The organism is Algoriphagus sp., assembly GCF_013373065.1.
Classification (GTDB): Bacteria; Bacteroidota; Bacteroidia; order Cytophagales; family Cyclobacteriaceae; genus Algoriphagus.
In genome coordinates this window covers 291,162-305,174 of record NZ_JABXIN010000013.1, presented here as the reverse complement: position 1 = coordinate 305,174, position 14,013 = coordinate 291,162, and the positions used below count along the sequence as shown (strand labels likewise).

At 38.0% G+C, this 14,013-nt stretch carries 16 protein-coding genes; 12 read left to right on the top strand and 4 right to left on the bottom strand.

The genetic code is table 11. The features are described 5' to 3' along the window. Positions 1–171 precede the first annotated feature (171 nt). The 5 genes from HWE15_RS10335 (at position 172) to HWE15_RS10315 (ending at position 3,805) form a co-directional block, all read left to right on the top strand. On the top strand, positions 172–1,071 hold the full coding sequence (locus tag HWE15_RS10335) for an AraC family transcriptional regulator (protein WP_290507451.1): 900 nt from the start codon (positions 172–174) through the stop codon (positions 1,069–1,071). Between the two features lie 65 nt (positions 1,072–1,136). Further along, a complete protein-coding gene (locus HWE15_RS10330; protein ID WP_290507450.1) occupies positions 1,137–1,979 on the top strand; it encodes a TlpA disulfide reductase family protein in 843 nt (280 codons plus the stop codon). Between the two features lie 179 nt (positions 1,980–2,158). Continuing rightward, positions 2,159–2,944, top strand: coding sequence for a sigma-70 family RNA polymerase sigma factor (locus tag HWE15_RS10325; protein ID WP_290507449.1), 786 nt, complete (start codon positions 2,159–2,161; stop codon positions 2,942–2,944). Between the two features lie 102 nt (positions 2,945–3,046). Next, the gene (locus tag HWE15_RS10320; RefSeq protein WP_290507448.1) at positions 3,047–3,412 is read left to right on the top strand and encodes a nuclear transport factor 2 family protein; all 366 of its coding nucleotides are present in this window, start codon (positions 3,047–3,049) and stop codon (positions 3,410–3,412) included. Between the two features lie 12 nt (positions 3,413–3,424). Continuing rightward, positions 3,425–3,805, top strand: coding sequence for a hypothetical protein (locus HWE15_RS10315; protein WP_290507447.1), 381 nt, complete (start codon positions 3,425–3,427; stop codon positions 3,803–3,805). Positions 3,806–3,869: 64 nt separating this feature from the next. Here HWE15_RS10315 and HWE15_RS10310 read toward each other — a convergent pair whose 3' ends face one another. After that, the gene (locus HWE15_RS10310) at positions 3,870–4,286 is read right to left on the bottom strand and encodes a helix-turn-helix domain-containing protein (RefSeq protein WP_290507446.1); all 417 of its coding nucleotides are present in this window, start codon (positions 4,284–4,286) and stop codon (positions 3,870–3,872) included. Positions 4,287–4,386: 100 nt separating this feature from the next. Here HWE15_RS10310 and HWE15_RS10305 point away from each other — a divergent pair, with 100 nt between their 5' ends. From HWE15_RS10305 to HWE15_RS10280, 6 genes are all read left to right on the top strand, one after another. Then, positions 4,387–4,752 carry a nuclear transport factor 2 family protein gene (locus tag HWE15_RS10305; protein ID WP_290507445.1) on the top strand — a complete coding sequence of 122 codons (366 nt, stop codon included), beginning with the start codon at positions 4,387–4,389 and terminating at the stop codon, positions 4,750–4,752. Between the two features lie 15 nt (positions 4,753–4,767). Continuing rightward, positions 4,768–5,211 carry an SRPBCC family protein gene (locus HWE15_RS10300; protein ID WP_290507444.1) on the top strand — a complete coding sequence of 148 codons (444 nt, stop codon included), beginning with the start codon at positions 4,768–4,770 and terminating at the stop codon, positions 5,209–5,211. 1 nt (position 5,212) lies between these two features. Further along, complete coding sequence (locus tag HWE15_RS10295; RefSeq protein WP_290507443.1) at positions 5,213–5,554, top strand: TfoX/Sxy family protein; 342 nt, start codon at positions 5,213–5,215, stop codon at positions 5,552–5,554. Between the two features lie 662 nt (positions 5,555–6,216). Next, on the top strand, positions 6,217–7,203 hold the full coding sequence (locus HWE15_RS10290) for a hypothetical protein (RefSeq protein ID WP_290507442.1): 987 nt from the start codon (positions 6,217–6,219) through the stop codon (positions 7,201–7,203). Position 7,204: 1 nt separating this feature from the next. Then, on the top strand, positions 7,205–7,561 hold the full coding sequence (locus tag HWE15_RS10285; RefSeq protein ID WP_290507441.1) for a hypothetical protein: 357 nt from the start codon (positions 7,205–7,207) through the stop codon (positions 7,559–7,561). Positions 7,562–7,645: 84 nt separating this feature from the next. Further along, positions 7,646–7,894 carry an FUSC family protein gene (locus tag HWE15_RS10280; RefSeq protein ID WP_290507440.1) on the top strand — a complete coding sequence of 83 codons (249 nt, stop codon included), beginning with the start codon at positions 7,646–7,648 and terminating at the stop codon, positions 7,892–7,894. 106 nt (positions 7,895–8,000) lie between these two features. Here HWE15_RS10280 and HWE15_RS10275 read toward each other — a convergent pair whose 3' ends face one another. Next, the gene (locus HWE15_RS10275) at positions 8,001–8,231 is read right to left on the bottom strand and encodes a hypothetical protein (protein WP_290507439.1); all 231 of its coding nucleotides are present in this window, start codon (positions 8,229–8,231) and stop codon (positions 8,001–8,003) included. A 396-nt stretch (positions 8,232–8,627) separates the two neighbouring features. Between HWE15_RS10275 and HWE15_RS10270 the strand changes: the two genes are divergently transcribed. Further along, a complete protein-coding gene (locus tag HWE15_RS10270) occupies positions 8,628–9,362 on the top strand; it encodes a M23 family metallopeptidase (RefSeq protein WP_290507438.1) in 735 nt (244 codons plus the stop codon). 145 nt (positions 9,363–9,507) lie between these two features. Here HWE15_RS10270 and HWE15_RS10265 read toward each other — a convergent pair whose 3' ends face one another. Next, positions 9,508–10,854 carry a PhoH family protein gene (locus HWE15_RS10265; RefSeq protein ID WP_290507437.1) on the bottom strand — a complete coding sequence of 449 codons (1,347 nt, stop codon included), beginning with the start codon at positions 10,852–10,854 and terminating at the stop codon, positions 9,508–9,510. A 159-nt stretch (positions 10,855–11,013) separates the two neighbouring features. After that, positions 11,014–13,953, bottom strand: coding sequence for a DEAD/DEAH box helicase (locus HWE15_RS10260; protein ID WP_290507436.1), 2,940 nt, complete (start codon positions 13,951–13,953; stop codon positions 11,014–11,016). Between the last annotated feature and the right edge of the window lie 60 nt (positions 13,954–14,013).

Genomic DNA, 14,013 nt, shown 5'->3' with positions numbered 1-14,013 from the left:
TAATAATTCATATATCGAATGTCATTCACTCTAATTGATATAGCGGGTGTTTTGATAATCTACCAATCTTTGGTATTTCTATTTTCAACCCTATTTAATAGAAATGTTAAACCATTTTTCACCAAAATACTCCTAGGGATTTGTATAACTATAATTACGCATTTTAGTTATATGCTACTGGAGAATCAGGGAAAAATAGCTCAGATAATGTTAGGGCCTTTCTTTGGATTTATATACGGACCACTATATTACACCTATACAAAGAGCTTAACAATAGAAACAACTAATCTCAAAAAACTTGCTTTTCATTTCATTCCTGCCTTTTTAATATTACCACTTCTATTCTCCAGTAAATTCCAAAATGCAATTAATATAATCGGACTGCTGGCAACTGTTCATTTTGTTGTTTACCTGTTGATGGCATTAAAGCTAATTTCCTCGTACCGAAGACAGTTGTATAATGCCACCTCGTCTTTTCATAAAATTAGTTTGTTCTGGCTTGTACTCATTATTTATTTGCAATTAGTTATCATTTTTGTGTCGCTTCTCGAAAGTTATTTTCAAGCCATCATTAACACTGATTTATTTATACTCCTCATCTATATTTTTACACTGATTCTTATTCATTGCTTTTACTTTTTGGGATTAAAACAAATCAGGCTTTTCAAAGGATTTAAAGAGACAGATACAGAATCCGGTGTTTCAACTGAATATTCAATTCCAGAGGATGTTTTTAACGATTATGTCGATAAGCTTACAATTTATTTTAACACTGAAAAACCTTACCTCGAATTTGATATCACACTTCAGGATATTTCCGACAAGCTTTCCATCTCGCCACGTAACTTGTCGCATATAATTAATAAAAAGTTCAAAATGAACTATTATAATTTCATTAATCATTATCGGTTGGAGCTGGCAAAACAAAGTTTAAACGAATCGGAAAAGTCAATTAAAGAAATAATGTATGATTCCGGTTTTTCCAATAAAGCGACATTTTATTCTGTTTTCAAAAAAAATACAGGTTCAACACCTTCCGAATTTAGAAAAATGAAAAAAAGTAAATCCTAATACCTGTACACATACCTTCCCTTACTTTTGCTGCCGTATTTTTGAAGTATTAATAAAATTTTATTATGAAAACATATTTGAAGCCTCTAGCGACAGGAATAGGTATAACCTTGATTTTAATATTTGTGATGTTGAAAATTACCATGAATTTTCAAATACTTTTATTTTTGGGTGCAGGCACTTTCTTTGCTGCAGGGATAATTCACTCTGAAAGCAAAAGGCATTTTTTATTGACAACTGTATTAATTGCAATAGCCTTTAATACATTTTTTGTACTAATTGTATTGAAAGAACTGCCGGTATTGTGGTATTTTGTACCTGTTTATTTTGTGAGCTGCCTGTTTGGCGTACTAGTGAGAAAATACAAGCAACCAATTATTATTTTATCGGGAATATTAGCGGTTGGAATGTTGTTCTTAGTAATACAAGTTATTCCCAATAGTCTCGAAAGTAGTTTATCAAAAGAGCGATTCGATAAATTGCCGGAATTTACAATGGAGGATGTCAATGGAAATTTAACAGACTCAAAAAGCTTAGCCGGGAAAATTATTGTTTTAGACTTTTTTGGCACTTGGTGTAAGCCTTGCATACAAGAGTTAAAAGAGCTCGATAAGATTAAAGCGTATTTTGAAGGAGCCGATGTTGTGTTCTATATCATCAATGCCGACCAGGGCAACGATACGCCAGAAAAATTTGAAGCATTTATTAAAAAGAATAATTATACATTCAACTATGTTTACGACCATGAGAGTAAAATATTCAAGCAATTAAAAATGAGTCATTTTGGGTTGCCAACATTATTGATAATTGATAAAAATCAAAATATAAGGTTACAACATGTTGGATATAATACTGCGGAAATTAATTTTAGAGAACATATTATTAATACTATCAATAATCTAAAATAAAATTGTATTTTGACATAATAAAACAACAAAATGGGATCAATGTATATACAAAATTGGCGTAATAACAGCAAATTCTATGACCGTAATCCGCTTTAAAATTGTAACAGTTTGATAAGTTTGAATCCCTCAATCGCCTAATTTGATATACTAAACGTTCTAGGAAATGAAAAAAGAAACGAATGATGAAACAAGAAATATTTCAATCTGAATTCGTCAACTTCAGTAGTGAATTAACCTCGTTTTTATATCGACTGGTAGCTAATAAACAGGATGCGGAAGATCTGACACAGGATACGTATATCAAAGCATTGTCAAATCTTGATTCATTTCAACCCGAAAAAGCTAGTCTGAAAACATGGGTCTTCACCATTGCTATAAATACCGGTAAGAATTATCTGGCAAAAATGAAACGATGGGGTGAAAATGATTTAACCATTTGTCAAGAGTATCATTCAAACAGTCCTGAAAGAATGGAGGAAATTGGCAAAGTTTTCAATTCAACTCCTGACGCACGTTTTGAGATGAAGGAGCATCTCAATTACTGTTTTACCTGTATTACCAAAACTCTAGAATTAACCCAACAAATCTGTCTTTTACTCAAGGATGTATATGGGTTTAAACAAGAGGAAATCATTGAAATTACCGGGTTAAGCGAAGGAAAGGTGAAACACGGCATTGCTGATGCCAGAAAAAATCTGAAAAGGATTTTTGATAACAGATGCGCTCTTATAAATAAGAATGGTATTTGTAATCAATGCACAGCCTTAAATGGAATATTCAATCCAAAACAGGACGCGCATATTAAAGCAAAAGAATTAAAACTATCATCAACAAACGATCAGGATAAACTTCTTGATCTAAGAATGAAACTTGTTAAAGAAACGGATCCTCTACAAGGGTCAAGTGAACTGCATACTTTTTTTCTTGAAAACATCCCCACCTGGGTTGAAAAAGCAACCTCTTAAAAATAATTTCGATTTTCCCGTTCAAAAAAATCTGCTGAATTGTATAAGTAATAGAAGCTCTCAAAAAAGAGGGTAATTATTAAACATTAAAAATTCAAGAAAATGCAAAAAGCAGAACAAATTTGGGGAGCATACGCTCAATCCATGCAAGAGCAAAATGACAATTGGAAAAACCTATTGGCTGATGATGTTACATTTACAGGACCAGCTGCCAAAGCTTTGGGAAAAGAGGAGTATATCAAAACAACAGAAGACTTCTTTGGAATGGTTCGTGGAGCAGAAATGAAACGTTATGTAGCAAATGAAAATCTTGTGGCTACTGAAGTTGAGATCAAAGTTGCTACACCAACAGGCAATATTATTACACTGGACATGACTGAATTTTATGAAATTGAAGACAGCAAAATCAAGTCAGTTAAAGTGCACTATGACGCTGAGGAATTCCGAAAAGAGTTTAGCATCAATTAAATTATAAGAGACATGAATAAGATTCAAAAAATACCTTCGGGATTAGAAAAGTACCTTGGCGTTGGAGAAATGGTTTTACCTTCAGAAGAAACCATAAGGAATGAACTCGCAAAACTTCCGGAAGGGAAACTAACTACAATTCCAATGCTCCGTGAATCAATAGCAAATCAATTCGGTGTTACTACAGCTTGTCCAAAAACTAGTTTAAAGACGCTAAGAAACATGATGGAGGAAAAAAACTCAGGTGCTTACAAAGTATTAAATGGCAAAGGAGAGCTAGTTGCTTCCGACGTTGAACTTCAAGCCGAACTTTTAAAATCAGACGGATTTGAAATTGACTCTTCAAAGGCAAAACCAAAAGTTGTCAATTTTAAAGACAAAATTTCTTTTTAGAATTTCAAGAATTACACATGTTAAAAAAGCGGGGCCTTACCTCGCTTTTTCTACATGAAGGAATTTAATAACCTGATAAATGGTCAGCTATCAGTTTTTGCCTAATCTCACTAATCAGCGATTCTTTTTGATTGATTGCTTGATCCATAAATTCCTTTGGCGATTCCGTTAAATCATCATTTAGCCCACCCCAAATAATCATTTCCAATAAAATGGGGAGAAGATCAATTCCCTTTTGAGTAAGGCTATATCGAATCCTTGATTTCTTAACGGTATCCTCCCCTTTGGATATGATACCCATCTCCTCCAGCTTTTTAAGCCTATCGCCTAATACACTCGTTGAAACTTTTTCTCCAGCTTCCAAAAACTCATTGTAATGCCTTTTTCCCTTAAACATTAAATCCCGAATAATAAGAAATGACCACTTGTCGCCAAAGTGCTCCAGCGTATAATTAATAGGGCAATGTGACCGTACTTCCATAATTCAAAATTAAGAAAATTTTTGATTTAACTTGTTTTTTCAAAGTTAATATCTAATTTAGCTTCGTTTTTACAAGTTAAATATTCTAAAAAGAGGAAAAATGGAAAAATCACCAATGCAAATTGTACACGAAGGTTTCGGAGGAGGAATGGCATCCGGAACGGATTCATGGAAAAAGTTTATTTCTGACACTATCACTTTTAATGGTCCGGCAGCTCAAGTAAGCGGGATGGAAGCATTCGTTGAATTGAATGAAGGCTTTATGTCAATGGTAAGAGGTACGCGTATGATTAAAGCCGTAGAAGTGGATAATTATGTGATCACTCAAGTTGAAATTGATGTAGAAATGCCAACCGGAAAAACCATCACTTTAGACATGAACGAATGGTACGAGACGAAAGACGGTAAAATCCAAAGTATCAAAGTTTACTATGATGCTGAAGAGTTTAGAAAAGAATCCAAATAAATAACCATATAAGCTATGAACTCATTGTATAATGAAATAGAGATTAGTGCCCCAATCGATAAAATTTGGGATGCACTGGCTGTCGTAGATAAATTAGATAGCTACGACCCAACTATAAAAAAATCTTTAGCCACAACAATTAATAAGTCAGGGATTGGAGCGGCAAGAAAAGTTGAAATGTTAGATGGAAAGAATTGGTTCGAAGAATCATGTACCACTTACGAAAAAAACAAGGCGCTCACATACACCTTAACAGCTTGCTCCTTTCCTGTGCACAAACTTTATCATGAGTATAACTTCGAGCAAGTTGGCGACAAAGTGAGAGTCACTCAAAAGATGAATATTCAAATGAAGTATGGGTTGTTAGGTAAATTGATGTTTGCCCTGCTAAGGCCAAAGTGGAACTCGGGCATAAAGGAATTCTTAGGAGGACTCAAACAGATAACCGAAAAGCAATAAAATGGCATACAGCGAACATCAGGCTGACCGCATTCGTCAGCGATTAAAGAAGGCAAATCTGACTGAAGAAAAAAAGATGATGGGCGGCCTCATTTTTATGGTTAATCATAAAATGTGTGTGGGATTAGATATTGATAAAAAAACTGGATTGGATCGATTGATGGTTCGTGTTGGTAAAGCGTCACATGATCAGCTCATTTTCGATAAAGGGAGCCGAGAGATGGACTTTACTGGTAAAGTGATGCTTGGGTTTCTTTATATAGACCCAGATGGTTTTGATGCCGAGGATGATCTTGATTTCTGGATAGAAAAGGCATTGTACTTTAATCAAGAAATACGTTAAACACTACCTACAACATTGTATAAAAGCAATAGCGTTTCAAGTTGGCACTTAAACCGCTATTGCTATTAATTAAGTATCTTACTAACCGACAGTTTAGTGGGTTAAAATCCGCTACTGCTCTTATACTTGACCGTTATACTGAAATAATTTGCATGAAAATTAAATCTTGAGATTAAAAACCTGATTCAATAACTGATTTTTTCACTCTTTTTTTTTAGAAAAACCAACTTTTATACTATCCAAACTCAATCCAGCAGAATAAACCCCCATTTTTGCCTTATCTTAATTCAGTTGAATTACAAAGTCTTATTGTTTCTAAAGGATGATCCGAAAGAAAAAGGCTTCTATAAAACGGTGAAACCGTGCCCCATTTAACCGATCGGGTACAAATGAATCTAGCTGGTTCGGGATCATACAAAGGAAATCTCCTCTTCTGAACAGGAAAAGTCTGACAGAATTAACAATGATTTTAAGAAAGCACTATGAGGTCTCAATATTCAATTAGCACTTCCATTTTTACTTTTAACCTATCCTTGGCTTTAAGGATACTGCTCCTTTTTTTATTCATTAGCCAATCAGCAGTGGCTCAAAAAACTAAAAAAAAATCGGTTGGCCCCGCCGAGGGAACCATTGAACTTTCTCCTCTTCAGTTGCGAGAGACGATGAACGATTTTTTTTACAGGTTCGAACGGAGCATTACAGAATCAGCAGATAGCATCATCAGGGCTTCTTCAGATTCCCGTATTGATCAAGAAGCCTTAATCTGGAAAATGAACGCTATCCCTGTTGCCAATGGCTCCATTTACAACAATGATCCTTTTCTAGGCTACATCGATGTGGCTGTCTTCACTTACCAGATGAAATTATTCTTTGAGGAGGGTAAGGGAAAGGATTTGTTCGGTGAACATCAAAAGATCGCCATCCAAACGCTTGATATGCTTTGGGAGGAAATACTGAATATCGGCCGAGACTTAGTACCCGACAAAGACATTTCCGAAGGGAGGAAGTTGGTGATCGAATTTGCGGAAAAAAACCCTATCACAAGCTCCTATTTTGTCAGAAAGTCTACCATTCCGCTGATGACTCAAATTCAAATGGTCGAAAAGGTAACATTTAAAGGGTTGGCCGTAGACATGTCACAAAGCCTGGATGGATTGCGTTCTCAGGTCAGTTCTTACATGGAGGTTTTGCCGAAACAAGTGCGTTGGGAAGCTGAGTATTTATTAAACAATACCTTAAATAACCCCGAACTGAGCAGTCGTATCGATTCCCTAACCCAGCTATTGGAACGGTCGGTTTTATTTATTGAATCAAGCCCTGAATTAATCGATGACCAACGCGAGGCGGCTTTTGAAGACATTCGGGCAGAGCGTATCGCCGTATTGCAGGCCATTCGTCAAGAACGGGCCATTGTTTTGGAAGAATTAAAAAGTGAACGAGCTATTATCATTGGAGAATTAAGCGAGGAACTTACCAAACAACAGGAGGCAATCATTCAAGATCTTACTGTTTTGACCAATCAAAGCCTAGAAATAACTTTTGACCGTATGGAGAGTCTGGTTGACAAACTTTATTGGAGAACTGTCGTCCTGATTTCTGTTTTACTCGTTGTGGTATTTATTGGGCTTATCGTTTACAAAAAGATTTGAGATGAAAGCATTAATATTAATCCTTGGAATAATTTTCCTTTCCAATACTGAAATTTTGGCTCAAACAGAATTCGTATTAGAACCCTCTCAAAGCATGCTAATGACCGGGAAAGGTCCGGGCCAAGACGCAACTATCAATCCCTTCGAAGGGGAAGATTGCTTTGCACTGGTTGAAAATATTGGAAGTAGGAGTTTTTCGGTCCGGGTACAAGTCAAAGGAAAGCTGATAGAAGAAGTATCCATTCCGAAAGGGAAGACTAAAAAGGTAAAACTATTGGCAGGGTATGAATTATACCTAGATCCAAACCCAACAGGGAAAGCAAAAGCTCGAGTCAGCTACAGCAAAATTGATAAATAAGCAGATCTAATCCTGGGGAAAAGCCATCAAAAAAAGGAAACCAAGTACTTCAAGGCAAAGAGTAGATAGAAAAACCGATATCCTATGAACCAAAAAGAACTAGCGCAACTCAGTGACGAAGAGTTGCTGGAGGCCGCAAAAAACAACAAACCTTCACCGATCATTGACGCATTTTTTATTGGGTTTCTAATCGGAATAGTCGTCTATAGTGTTGCCACAAATGCTTGGGGCTTTCTGACCTTAATTCCTTTGTTTCTAATTTATTTGTTCTTAAAGAAACCAAAGCAATATGAGGCTCTAAAGAAGGAACTGAAAAAAAGAAATTTGGAATAGTTTATAAGCGGAAGCTATTCCACCCAATTACAAAAAAAAGGCAGATAAAATCCGCCTTTTTTAATTAACCAAACAATCAACCAAATTAACCCTTACGAGTTTGTCTTTAGGAAGCCTCAGTAAATTGAGGCTTTTCAGTTTTGTAAATGTTCACCTGAAGGATATCAGGACCTTGGGCGCTTTCGCTTCCGACTTGTGGTGTTGGTTTAGTAGTTTCAAATCGGGCAGTATTTTCCATGTGATTGGCTTCGACTTTAGCTTTGATGACAATGGTCATTGCCATGGCTAATCCCAGTGCCGCACAGATATTTTTTTGTGTGAAAATTGAAGTGTTCATGGCAATAAAGAGTTGGTTTGTTTTCGTGATATTCCTTTATGCCAAAAGACTACCAAACTCAAAAAAGCCCCAAATTAGATCAATAGAGCACTTTTAACTAAAATACTTGTACGCTATCGGACAGTGTTCTAACGCGGACGGACAGAAAAGAGCCCTACAAGTGGTTTCATTTATGGTGATAATTAAGAAAAATTAAATCCCTGGCTGCCTAGATTCCAATTTGATGTTTTCCAGATTCCCTAAAAATTAATTAAACTGATATTAATTTTTTCCAACTACGTAAACAAACAGCATAAGATGAGAGGGTATTTGGGCCTTATACTGATTATTTGTTTCCTAATCACAGTTAGCTGCGCGGAAAAGGGAATTCCTAAAGAGCGATACAGTCAGTTTTCGATGAAAAAGTCGCACACAATGAACGGGGATAGCTTGACTATCAAACTTGATAACCCCTTAATGTGTCCTATTCGGATTTGGCTAAGCAGCGATCATCCCACCATCAAGCCTATGGTGGACCCCCTAAGCCCCATTCTACTGGAAGAAAAGAAAGACACCACCTTGGTTTTCTCAGATTTGAAGGGTTTTAAGGATGATATCAGCTACCATATTGTCATGGGGGATCCGGAAAAAGAAATTGTACAGCTACCCATTGAACTTCCATTTCCCAAAAACAAAACATATAAAATCATTCAGGGAAACAATTCTAATTACACCCACAATTCCGACTTTTCCCAATATGCCATTGATTTCAATTTAAAGGTCAAGGATACGGTTACATCCGTGAGCGACGGGTATGTGGTTGGTGTGATAGACCAATACCGCCATGGTGGGAAAGAAGAAAAATGGAGACCATTTGGAAATTTTATCACCATTTACAATCCTGATTCAGGCTTGTTTTTTCAATATGTTCATTTGACTCACCAGGGAAGTTTTGTCCAGGTTGGGGATCAGATAAAAATCGGGCAACCTATTGGACTTGCCGGGATGACTGGCCAAACGGATGTAGCCCATCTTCATTTTAATAGTTTAATTCCGATCAAAGGAAGGGATGGTATCAAATCCCACCCTGTCGAATTCAAGGAAGGATACAATGGACAAGCTCTTAAAAAGGGTGATAGGGTAAAGAAGTAATAGATAAAATATCGGATTAAAAATCCTACGTTATAACTTCGGAATTGCTCCCGATAACTATCGCGGATTCCGAAGAGCTAAGTAGCTAAAATAAAAAAAGCCCAAAGACGAATCCAAGGGCCTAGAAAGTATATTATATCAATATTTACAACAACTCATTTGCCAGATTGGCCAATTCTGAGCGTTCTCCTTTTTCTAACTTAATATGTGCATAAAGCGGATGATCCTTCACCCGATCAATCAAGTAGGAAAGGCCATTGGATTGGGAATCTAAGTAGGGTGTATCGATCTGATGCACATCCCCCGTAAAGACGATCTTGGTGTTTTCACCTGCTCGGGAAATAATCGTCTTAATCTCATGCGGCGTGAGGTTCTGCGCCTCATCAACAATAAAGAAGATATTGGAGAGTGATCGCCCACGGATATAGGCCAAAGGCTGAATCACCAATTTTTCCTGATTGACCAGTTCGGTGATTTTCTGGTATTCCTTATCGGTTTCCTTGTATTGATTTTGGATAAACTTCAGGTTATCCCAAAGTGGCTCCATATACGGATTCAGCTTTGACTTGATATCACCTGGGAGGTAACCAATATCCTTGTTGGAAAGAGGGACAATAGGTCTTGCTAAGAAAATCTGCTTGTAGTAACGTCGCTGCTCCAGCGCCCCAGCCAAAGCCAATAAGGTCTTACCTGTACCGGCCACGCCCTGAATAGATACCAATTTGATATTAGGATTCATGATGGCGTGCAAGGCAAAGGTCTGTTCGGCATTCTTCGGCTTGATATTATAGGCCAACTTCTTGTCCACACGCTCCAAAATATTTTCCTCGGGATTGTAAAAGGTAAGAACTGAGTTTTTGTTGTTCCGAAGAATGTAATATGCATTTGCTTTTCGCTTGCGGGTACCTAAGACCATTTTAGACTCGACAAACCCAACTTCATAAAGGGTATTGATGGCCTCGATGTTTACGTCTTCTAAGATATAGGTACCGGTATTCTCCAGTTCATCGATATTCTTAATTTTGCCGGTTTCGTAGTCCTCCGCATGGATTTCCAATGATTTGGCCTTCAATCGTAGGTTGATGTCTTTGGAGACCAGAATAACCCGGCGATTTTTTTCATGCTCCTTGAGATACAGGGCTGCATTCAGAATCTTATGGTCATTCTTCTCCTCGCCAAAAATCACATTGGCATTCAACTTATTGTCGGGATTCATCAAGACCTTGAAGTTCCCTTTGGTCTTCCCGTTGAGCGGAGTCCATTCGTGGATCATATGATCCTGCGAAAGTTTATCCAACAATCGGATAAATTCCCGGGCTTCAAAGTTTTTAGTGTCATTGCCTTTTTTGAACTGATCAAGTTCCTCCAGTACTGTGATCGGAATCACGACGTCGTGCTCGGCAAAATTCATGATGGAGTTGTGTGCGTAAAGAATCACAGAAGTGTCTAGCACAAAGATTTTCCGATCTTTATCGGATTTGGCTCTAGGCATGTGCAGGAAAATGTTAGTGGTATTCGTTGTAATAATTTAGAAAAATATCCTCGAGAAAATTACCAAATGGGAATAAATTATGGTTAACAATTGTAAATCAAGCCGTAGTAGACTGATTTTCAATTTTTTAATTTTTCAATATTTCAATTTTCCAATTCTCTAATCCAATAAAGCCCGAATATCCTCGTTATCGAGACTTTTCATAAAGCTTTCCTCAGATCCTATGAGTTCTCCCGCCAAGGCTAATTTCCGATCCTGAAGGGCCATGATTTTTTCCTCCACAGATCCCCTACTGATGAATTTGTAGATAATGACTTTGTTCTCCTGACCGATTCGGTGCGCTCGGTCAATTGCTTGAGATTCGACCGCAGGGTTCCACCAAGGATCCAATAAAAAGACATATTCTGCTTTGGTCAGATTCAAGCCAACACCACCTGCTTTTAGGGAAATCAAAAATACCTTCACCTTGTCATCTTGCTGAAAACGCTCCACCTGTGCCTGTCTGTCTTTGGTGGATCCATCTAGGTAGCAATAGTCGATATTTTCGGAATCCAGGTATTCTCGAACGATGGAAAGGTGCCGAACAAACTGACTAAATACCAAGACCTTGTGATTTTCTGAAATGGTTGATTGAAGCATGTAGGTCACATCCTCCAATTTCCCGGAATTTCCTTCGTAGTCATCCCGCACCAATTTGGGGTGATTAGCAATTTGACGAAGCTGGGTCAGGCCACGTAGCAAAGTGAACTGCTGCCTTCCCAAATTTGCAAGTGGGTTTTCGCCGATGATTTTCTCTCGGTAGTAGTTCTTCACTTCTTCGTAAACCTTCTCTTGTTCCGCAGTCATGGCCGAGAACTTCACATTGGTGATTTTCTCAGGGAGATCAGTAGCAACTTGAGATTTCAGTCTTCGGAGGATAAAAGGCTTGATCAGTGCGTGCAATTTGGCTGACTTATCCTTGTCATTTTGCTTTTCAATGGGCTGCAGGAACTGCTTTTTGAAACTATTCTGAGAACCCAAAAGTCCCGGATTAACGAAGTTCATCTGAGACCATAAATCCATGGTACCATTTTCCACTGGCGTACCCGTCAAAATAAGCTTTTGCTTACTTTTCAGTTTATTGACAGCATTAGCAATGTTACTGCTCGGGTTTTTGATAGCCTGTGACTCATCCAAAATCACATAGTTGAAATAAAAGTCCTTCAGAATATGAATGTCCAAACGAGTGATTCCGTAAGAAGTCAGTACCAGATCATAATCCCGGAATTTCCAAGGATCTTTAATTCGCTGCGTACCTGAATACACCAAAATCTTAAGATCTGGACAAAATTTTCTGGCCTCCAATTCCCAGTTGTAAATCAAGGAGGTAGGCATTACTAAGAGGGAACAAAAACCCGGATTCTCCTCCTTTTCATAGGCCAAAAGGGCAAGGGTCTGAACGGTTTTACCCAAACCCATGTCATCCGCCAAGCATCCCCCAAACCGGAATTCATTCAAAAAACGAAGCCAATTGTAACCAGCTTTTTGATACGGACGCAGTGTTCCTTCAAAACCCCTAGGCATCTCATAATCATCGATGCTATCAAAATCCCGGAGTTTTTCGAGTTTACGACTCAAGCTGAGCTGCACCAGATTTCCTTCCTCAAGCTGCTTAGCAAGGGCCAAGTGATGCTTTCGCATAATGACTTGGCCATCGACAGTTCCCTCCTCCATAAATGAGAAAAGCTCGGAATAATTCACAAACCAAGAAGCTGGAATTACCGCCATTTCGCCATTGGGCAATTCAAACTCAGTCTGCCCTTTCATGACCATTTTTCGGATTTTAGCAAAAGGGACCAAGTAAACCCCAAACTTAATCATGGCCTTCACATCAAACCAGTCAATGCCTTCATTGACCTCAATACTAATTTGAGCCTTACCGATATGATAGATTTTTCCATCTGGATTGGATCGCTGCTTGATTTTGATATTCTTTTCTGACAACAATTCCTCATTTTCTCCAATCCATTCAAATGCCTGGGTTTTTGGCAGCTCTACCTTTCCATGGCTCAAGTTCAGCCCCAATTTCTTGATATAGGAAACAATGGATTTTTCTTTTTGAACAGCCCGGATCGTTTGCTTAAACATAAACTCCCCATCCTTTTCAATTAGGGTTACGGGCTGACTCGAAGCGGCATCATTGGAATTACCCAAAGGGTAGTTTTCATCACCGTATTGAAAGCGAATTTCAAAAACAATTTTGGACTCTTCCCCGTCTTCTGCGACACCTTCAAAAAGACCATTTTCATTCCCTGCCAAGGTATGGATACGGAGGATGGGCTCGGGCTTTCCATGTTCTCTGGAAACCTCAAATCCCCGTGCATCCACCTCATATTGTGTCATCATGGGAGCCATGAATTTTCGGAAATAAACAGGCTCCATTTTTTTCTCGATAAGAATAAATTTCTTTTTCAAGAAAGGCAGCAGCTTCATTCCATCCACAGGAATGTGAAAATGAAAAAGCTTCTCATCTACAGTGAACCAAGCCGGATCTTTACACAACAAGTACCCTCCTTTTCCATGAATCTTGATGGATTCACCCTTGTATTTAATGGTAGGGTAGTAATGGGTATTGTCCGGATTTTTATGGAAGTGAAAAATGATGGAAGCAGGTTCCGGCAATACTTCGATCTCCTTCCAGGTAGGGCTTCCGTCTGAGCCCATTTCAAAAAGTCTACGTCCGATTAACTTCGGCAAAATTGCTGACCGCTGCCGTTCCAAGCGGGCTTTTACCAATTCCTGTACGGTAGGATTTGCTGTTTTAGCATCAAAAACCTGTTGTAAGTAATCTTTTGGACGAACTTTCTTCTTGGATGGAATATGTAACTTGATAACTTCTTCCGGTTGCATGGCATCCATCAGCTTAATCAATTCATAATCCCGCTCATCTAGACCCGCATCAAACTCCTTCGCATTTGCCGAACTGATATTTTGATAAGCCAACGAAAGCCTGTCCTGCTCATCCAACTGGACTACAAAGGATTCAAATAATAATCCTAAATACTCATGACTGAAAATAGAATATACTATTTGAAAAGGCTTGCTGGGATCTACAATCATCTAAATATTACTTTATTATAAAGACCAAGGCTATAAATAGTGCATGCCTTGGGTAATTTA

What these genes read in the sequence shown, in the direction of transcription:
- HWE15_RS10335 (WP_290507451.1), top strand. Translation starts at nt 172, where the DNA reads ATGCTACTGGAGAATCAGGGAAAAATAGCTCAGATAATGTTAGGGCCT.
- HWE15_RS10330 (WP_290507450.1), top strand. Translation starts at nt 1,137, where the DNA reads ATGAAAACATATTTGAAGCCTCTAGCGACAGGAATAGGTATAACCTTG.
- HWE15_RS10325 (WP_290507449.1), top strand. Translation starts at nt 2,159, where the DNA reads ATGATGAAACAAGAAATATTTCAATCTGAATTCGTCAACTTCAGTAGT.
- HWE15_RS10320 (WP_290507448.1), top strand. Translation starts at nt 3,047, where the DNA reads ATGCAAAAAGCAGAACAAATTTGGGGAGCATACGCTCAATCCATGCAA.
- HWE15_RS10315 (WP_290507447.1), top strand. Translation starts at nt 3,425, where the DNA reads ATGAATAAGATTCAAAAAATACCTTCGGGATTAGAAAAGTACCTTGGC.
- HWE15_RS10310 (WP_290507446.1), bottom strand. Translation starts at nt 4,286, where the DNA reads ATGGAAGTACGGTCACATTGCCCTATTAATTATACGCTGGAGCACTTT.
- HWE15_RS10305 (WP_290507445.1), top strand. Translation starts at nt 4,387, where the DNA reads ATGGAAAAATCACCAATGCAAATTGTACACGAAGGTTTCGGAGGAGGA.
- HWE15_RS10300 (WP_290507444.1), top strand. Translation starts at nt 4,768, where the DNA reads ATGAACTCATTGTATAATGAAATAGAGATTAGTGCCCCAATCGATAAA.
- HWE15_RS10295 (WP_290507443.1), top strand. Translation starts at nt 5,213, where the DNA reads ATGGCATACAGCGAACATCAGGCTGACCGCATTCGTCAGCGATTAAAG.
- HWE15_RS10290 (WP_290507442.1), top strand. Translation starts at nt 6,217, where the DNA reads ATGAACGATTTTTTTTACAGGTTCGAACGGAGCATTACAGAATCAGCA.
- HWE15_RS10285 (WP_290507441.1), top strand. Translation starts at nt 7,205, where the DNA reads ATGAAAGCATTAATATTAATCCTTGGAATAATTTTCCTTTCCAATACT.
- HWE15_RS10280 (WP_290507440.1), top strand. Translation starts at nt 7,646, where the DNA reads ATGAACCAAAAAGAACTAGCGCAACTCAGTGACGAAGAGTTGCTGGAG.
- HWE15_RS10275 (WP_290507439.1), bottom strand. Translation starts at nt 8,231, where the DNA reads ATGAACACTTCAATTTTCACACAAAAAAATATCTGTGCGGCACTGGGA.
- HWE15_RS10270 (WP_290507438.1), top strand. Translation starts at nt 8,628, where the DNA reads ATGAAAAAGTCGCACACAATGAACGGGGATAGCTTGACTATCAAACTT.
- HWE15_RS10265 (WP_290507437.1), bottom strand. Translation starts at nt 10,854, where the DNA reads ATGCCTAGAGCCAAATCCGATAAAGATCGGAAAATCTTTGTGCTAGAC.
- HWE15_RS10260 (WP_290507436.1), bottom strand. Translation starts at nt 13,953, where the DNA reads ATGATTGTAGATCCCAGCAAGCCTTTTCAAATAGTATATTCTATTTTC.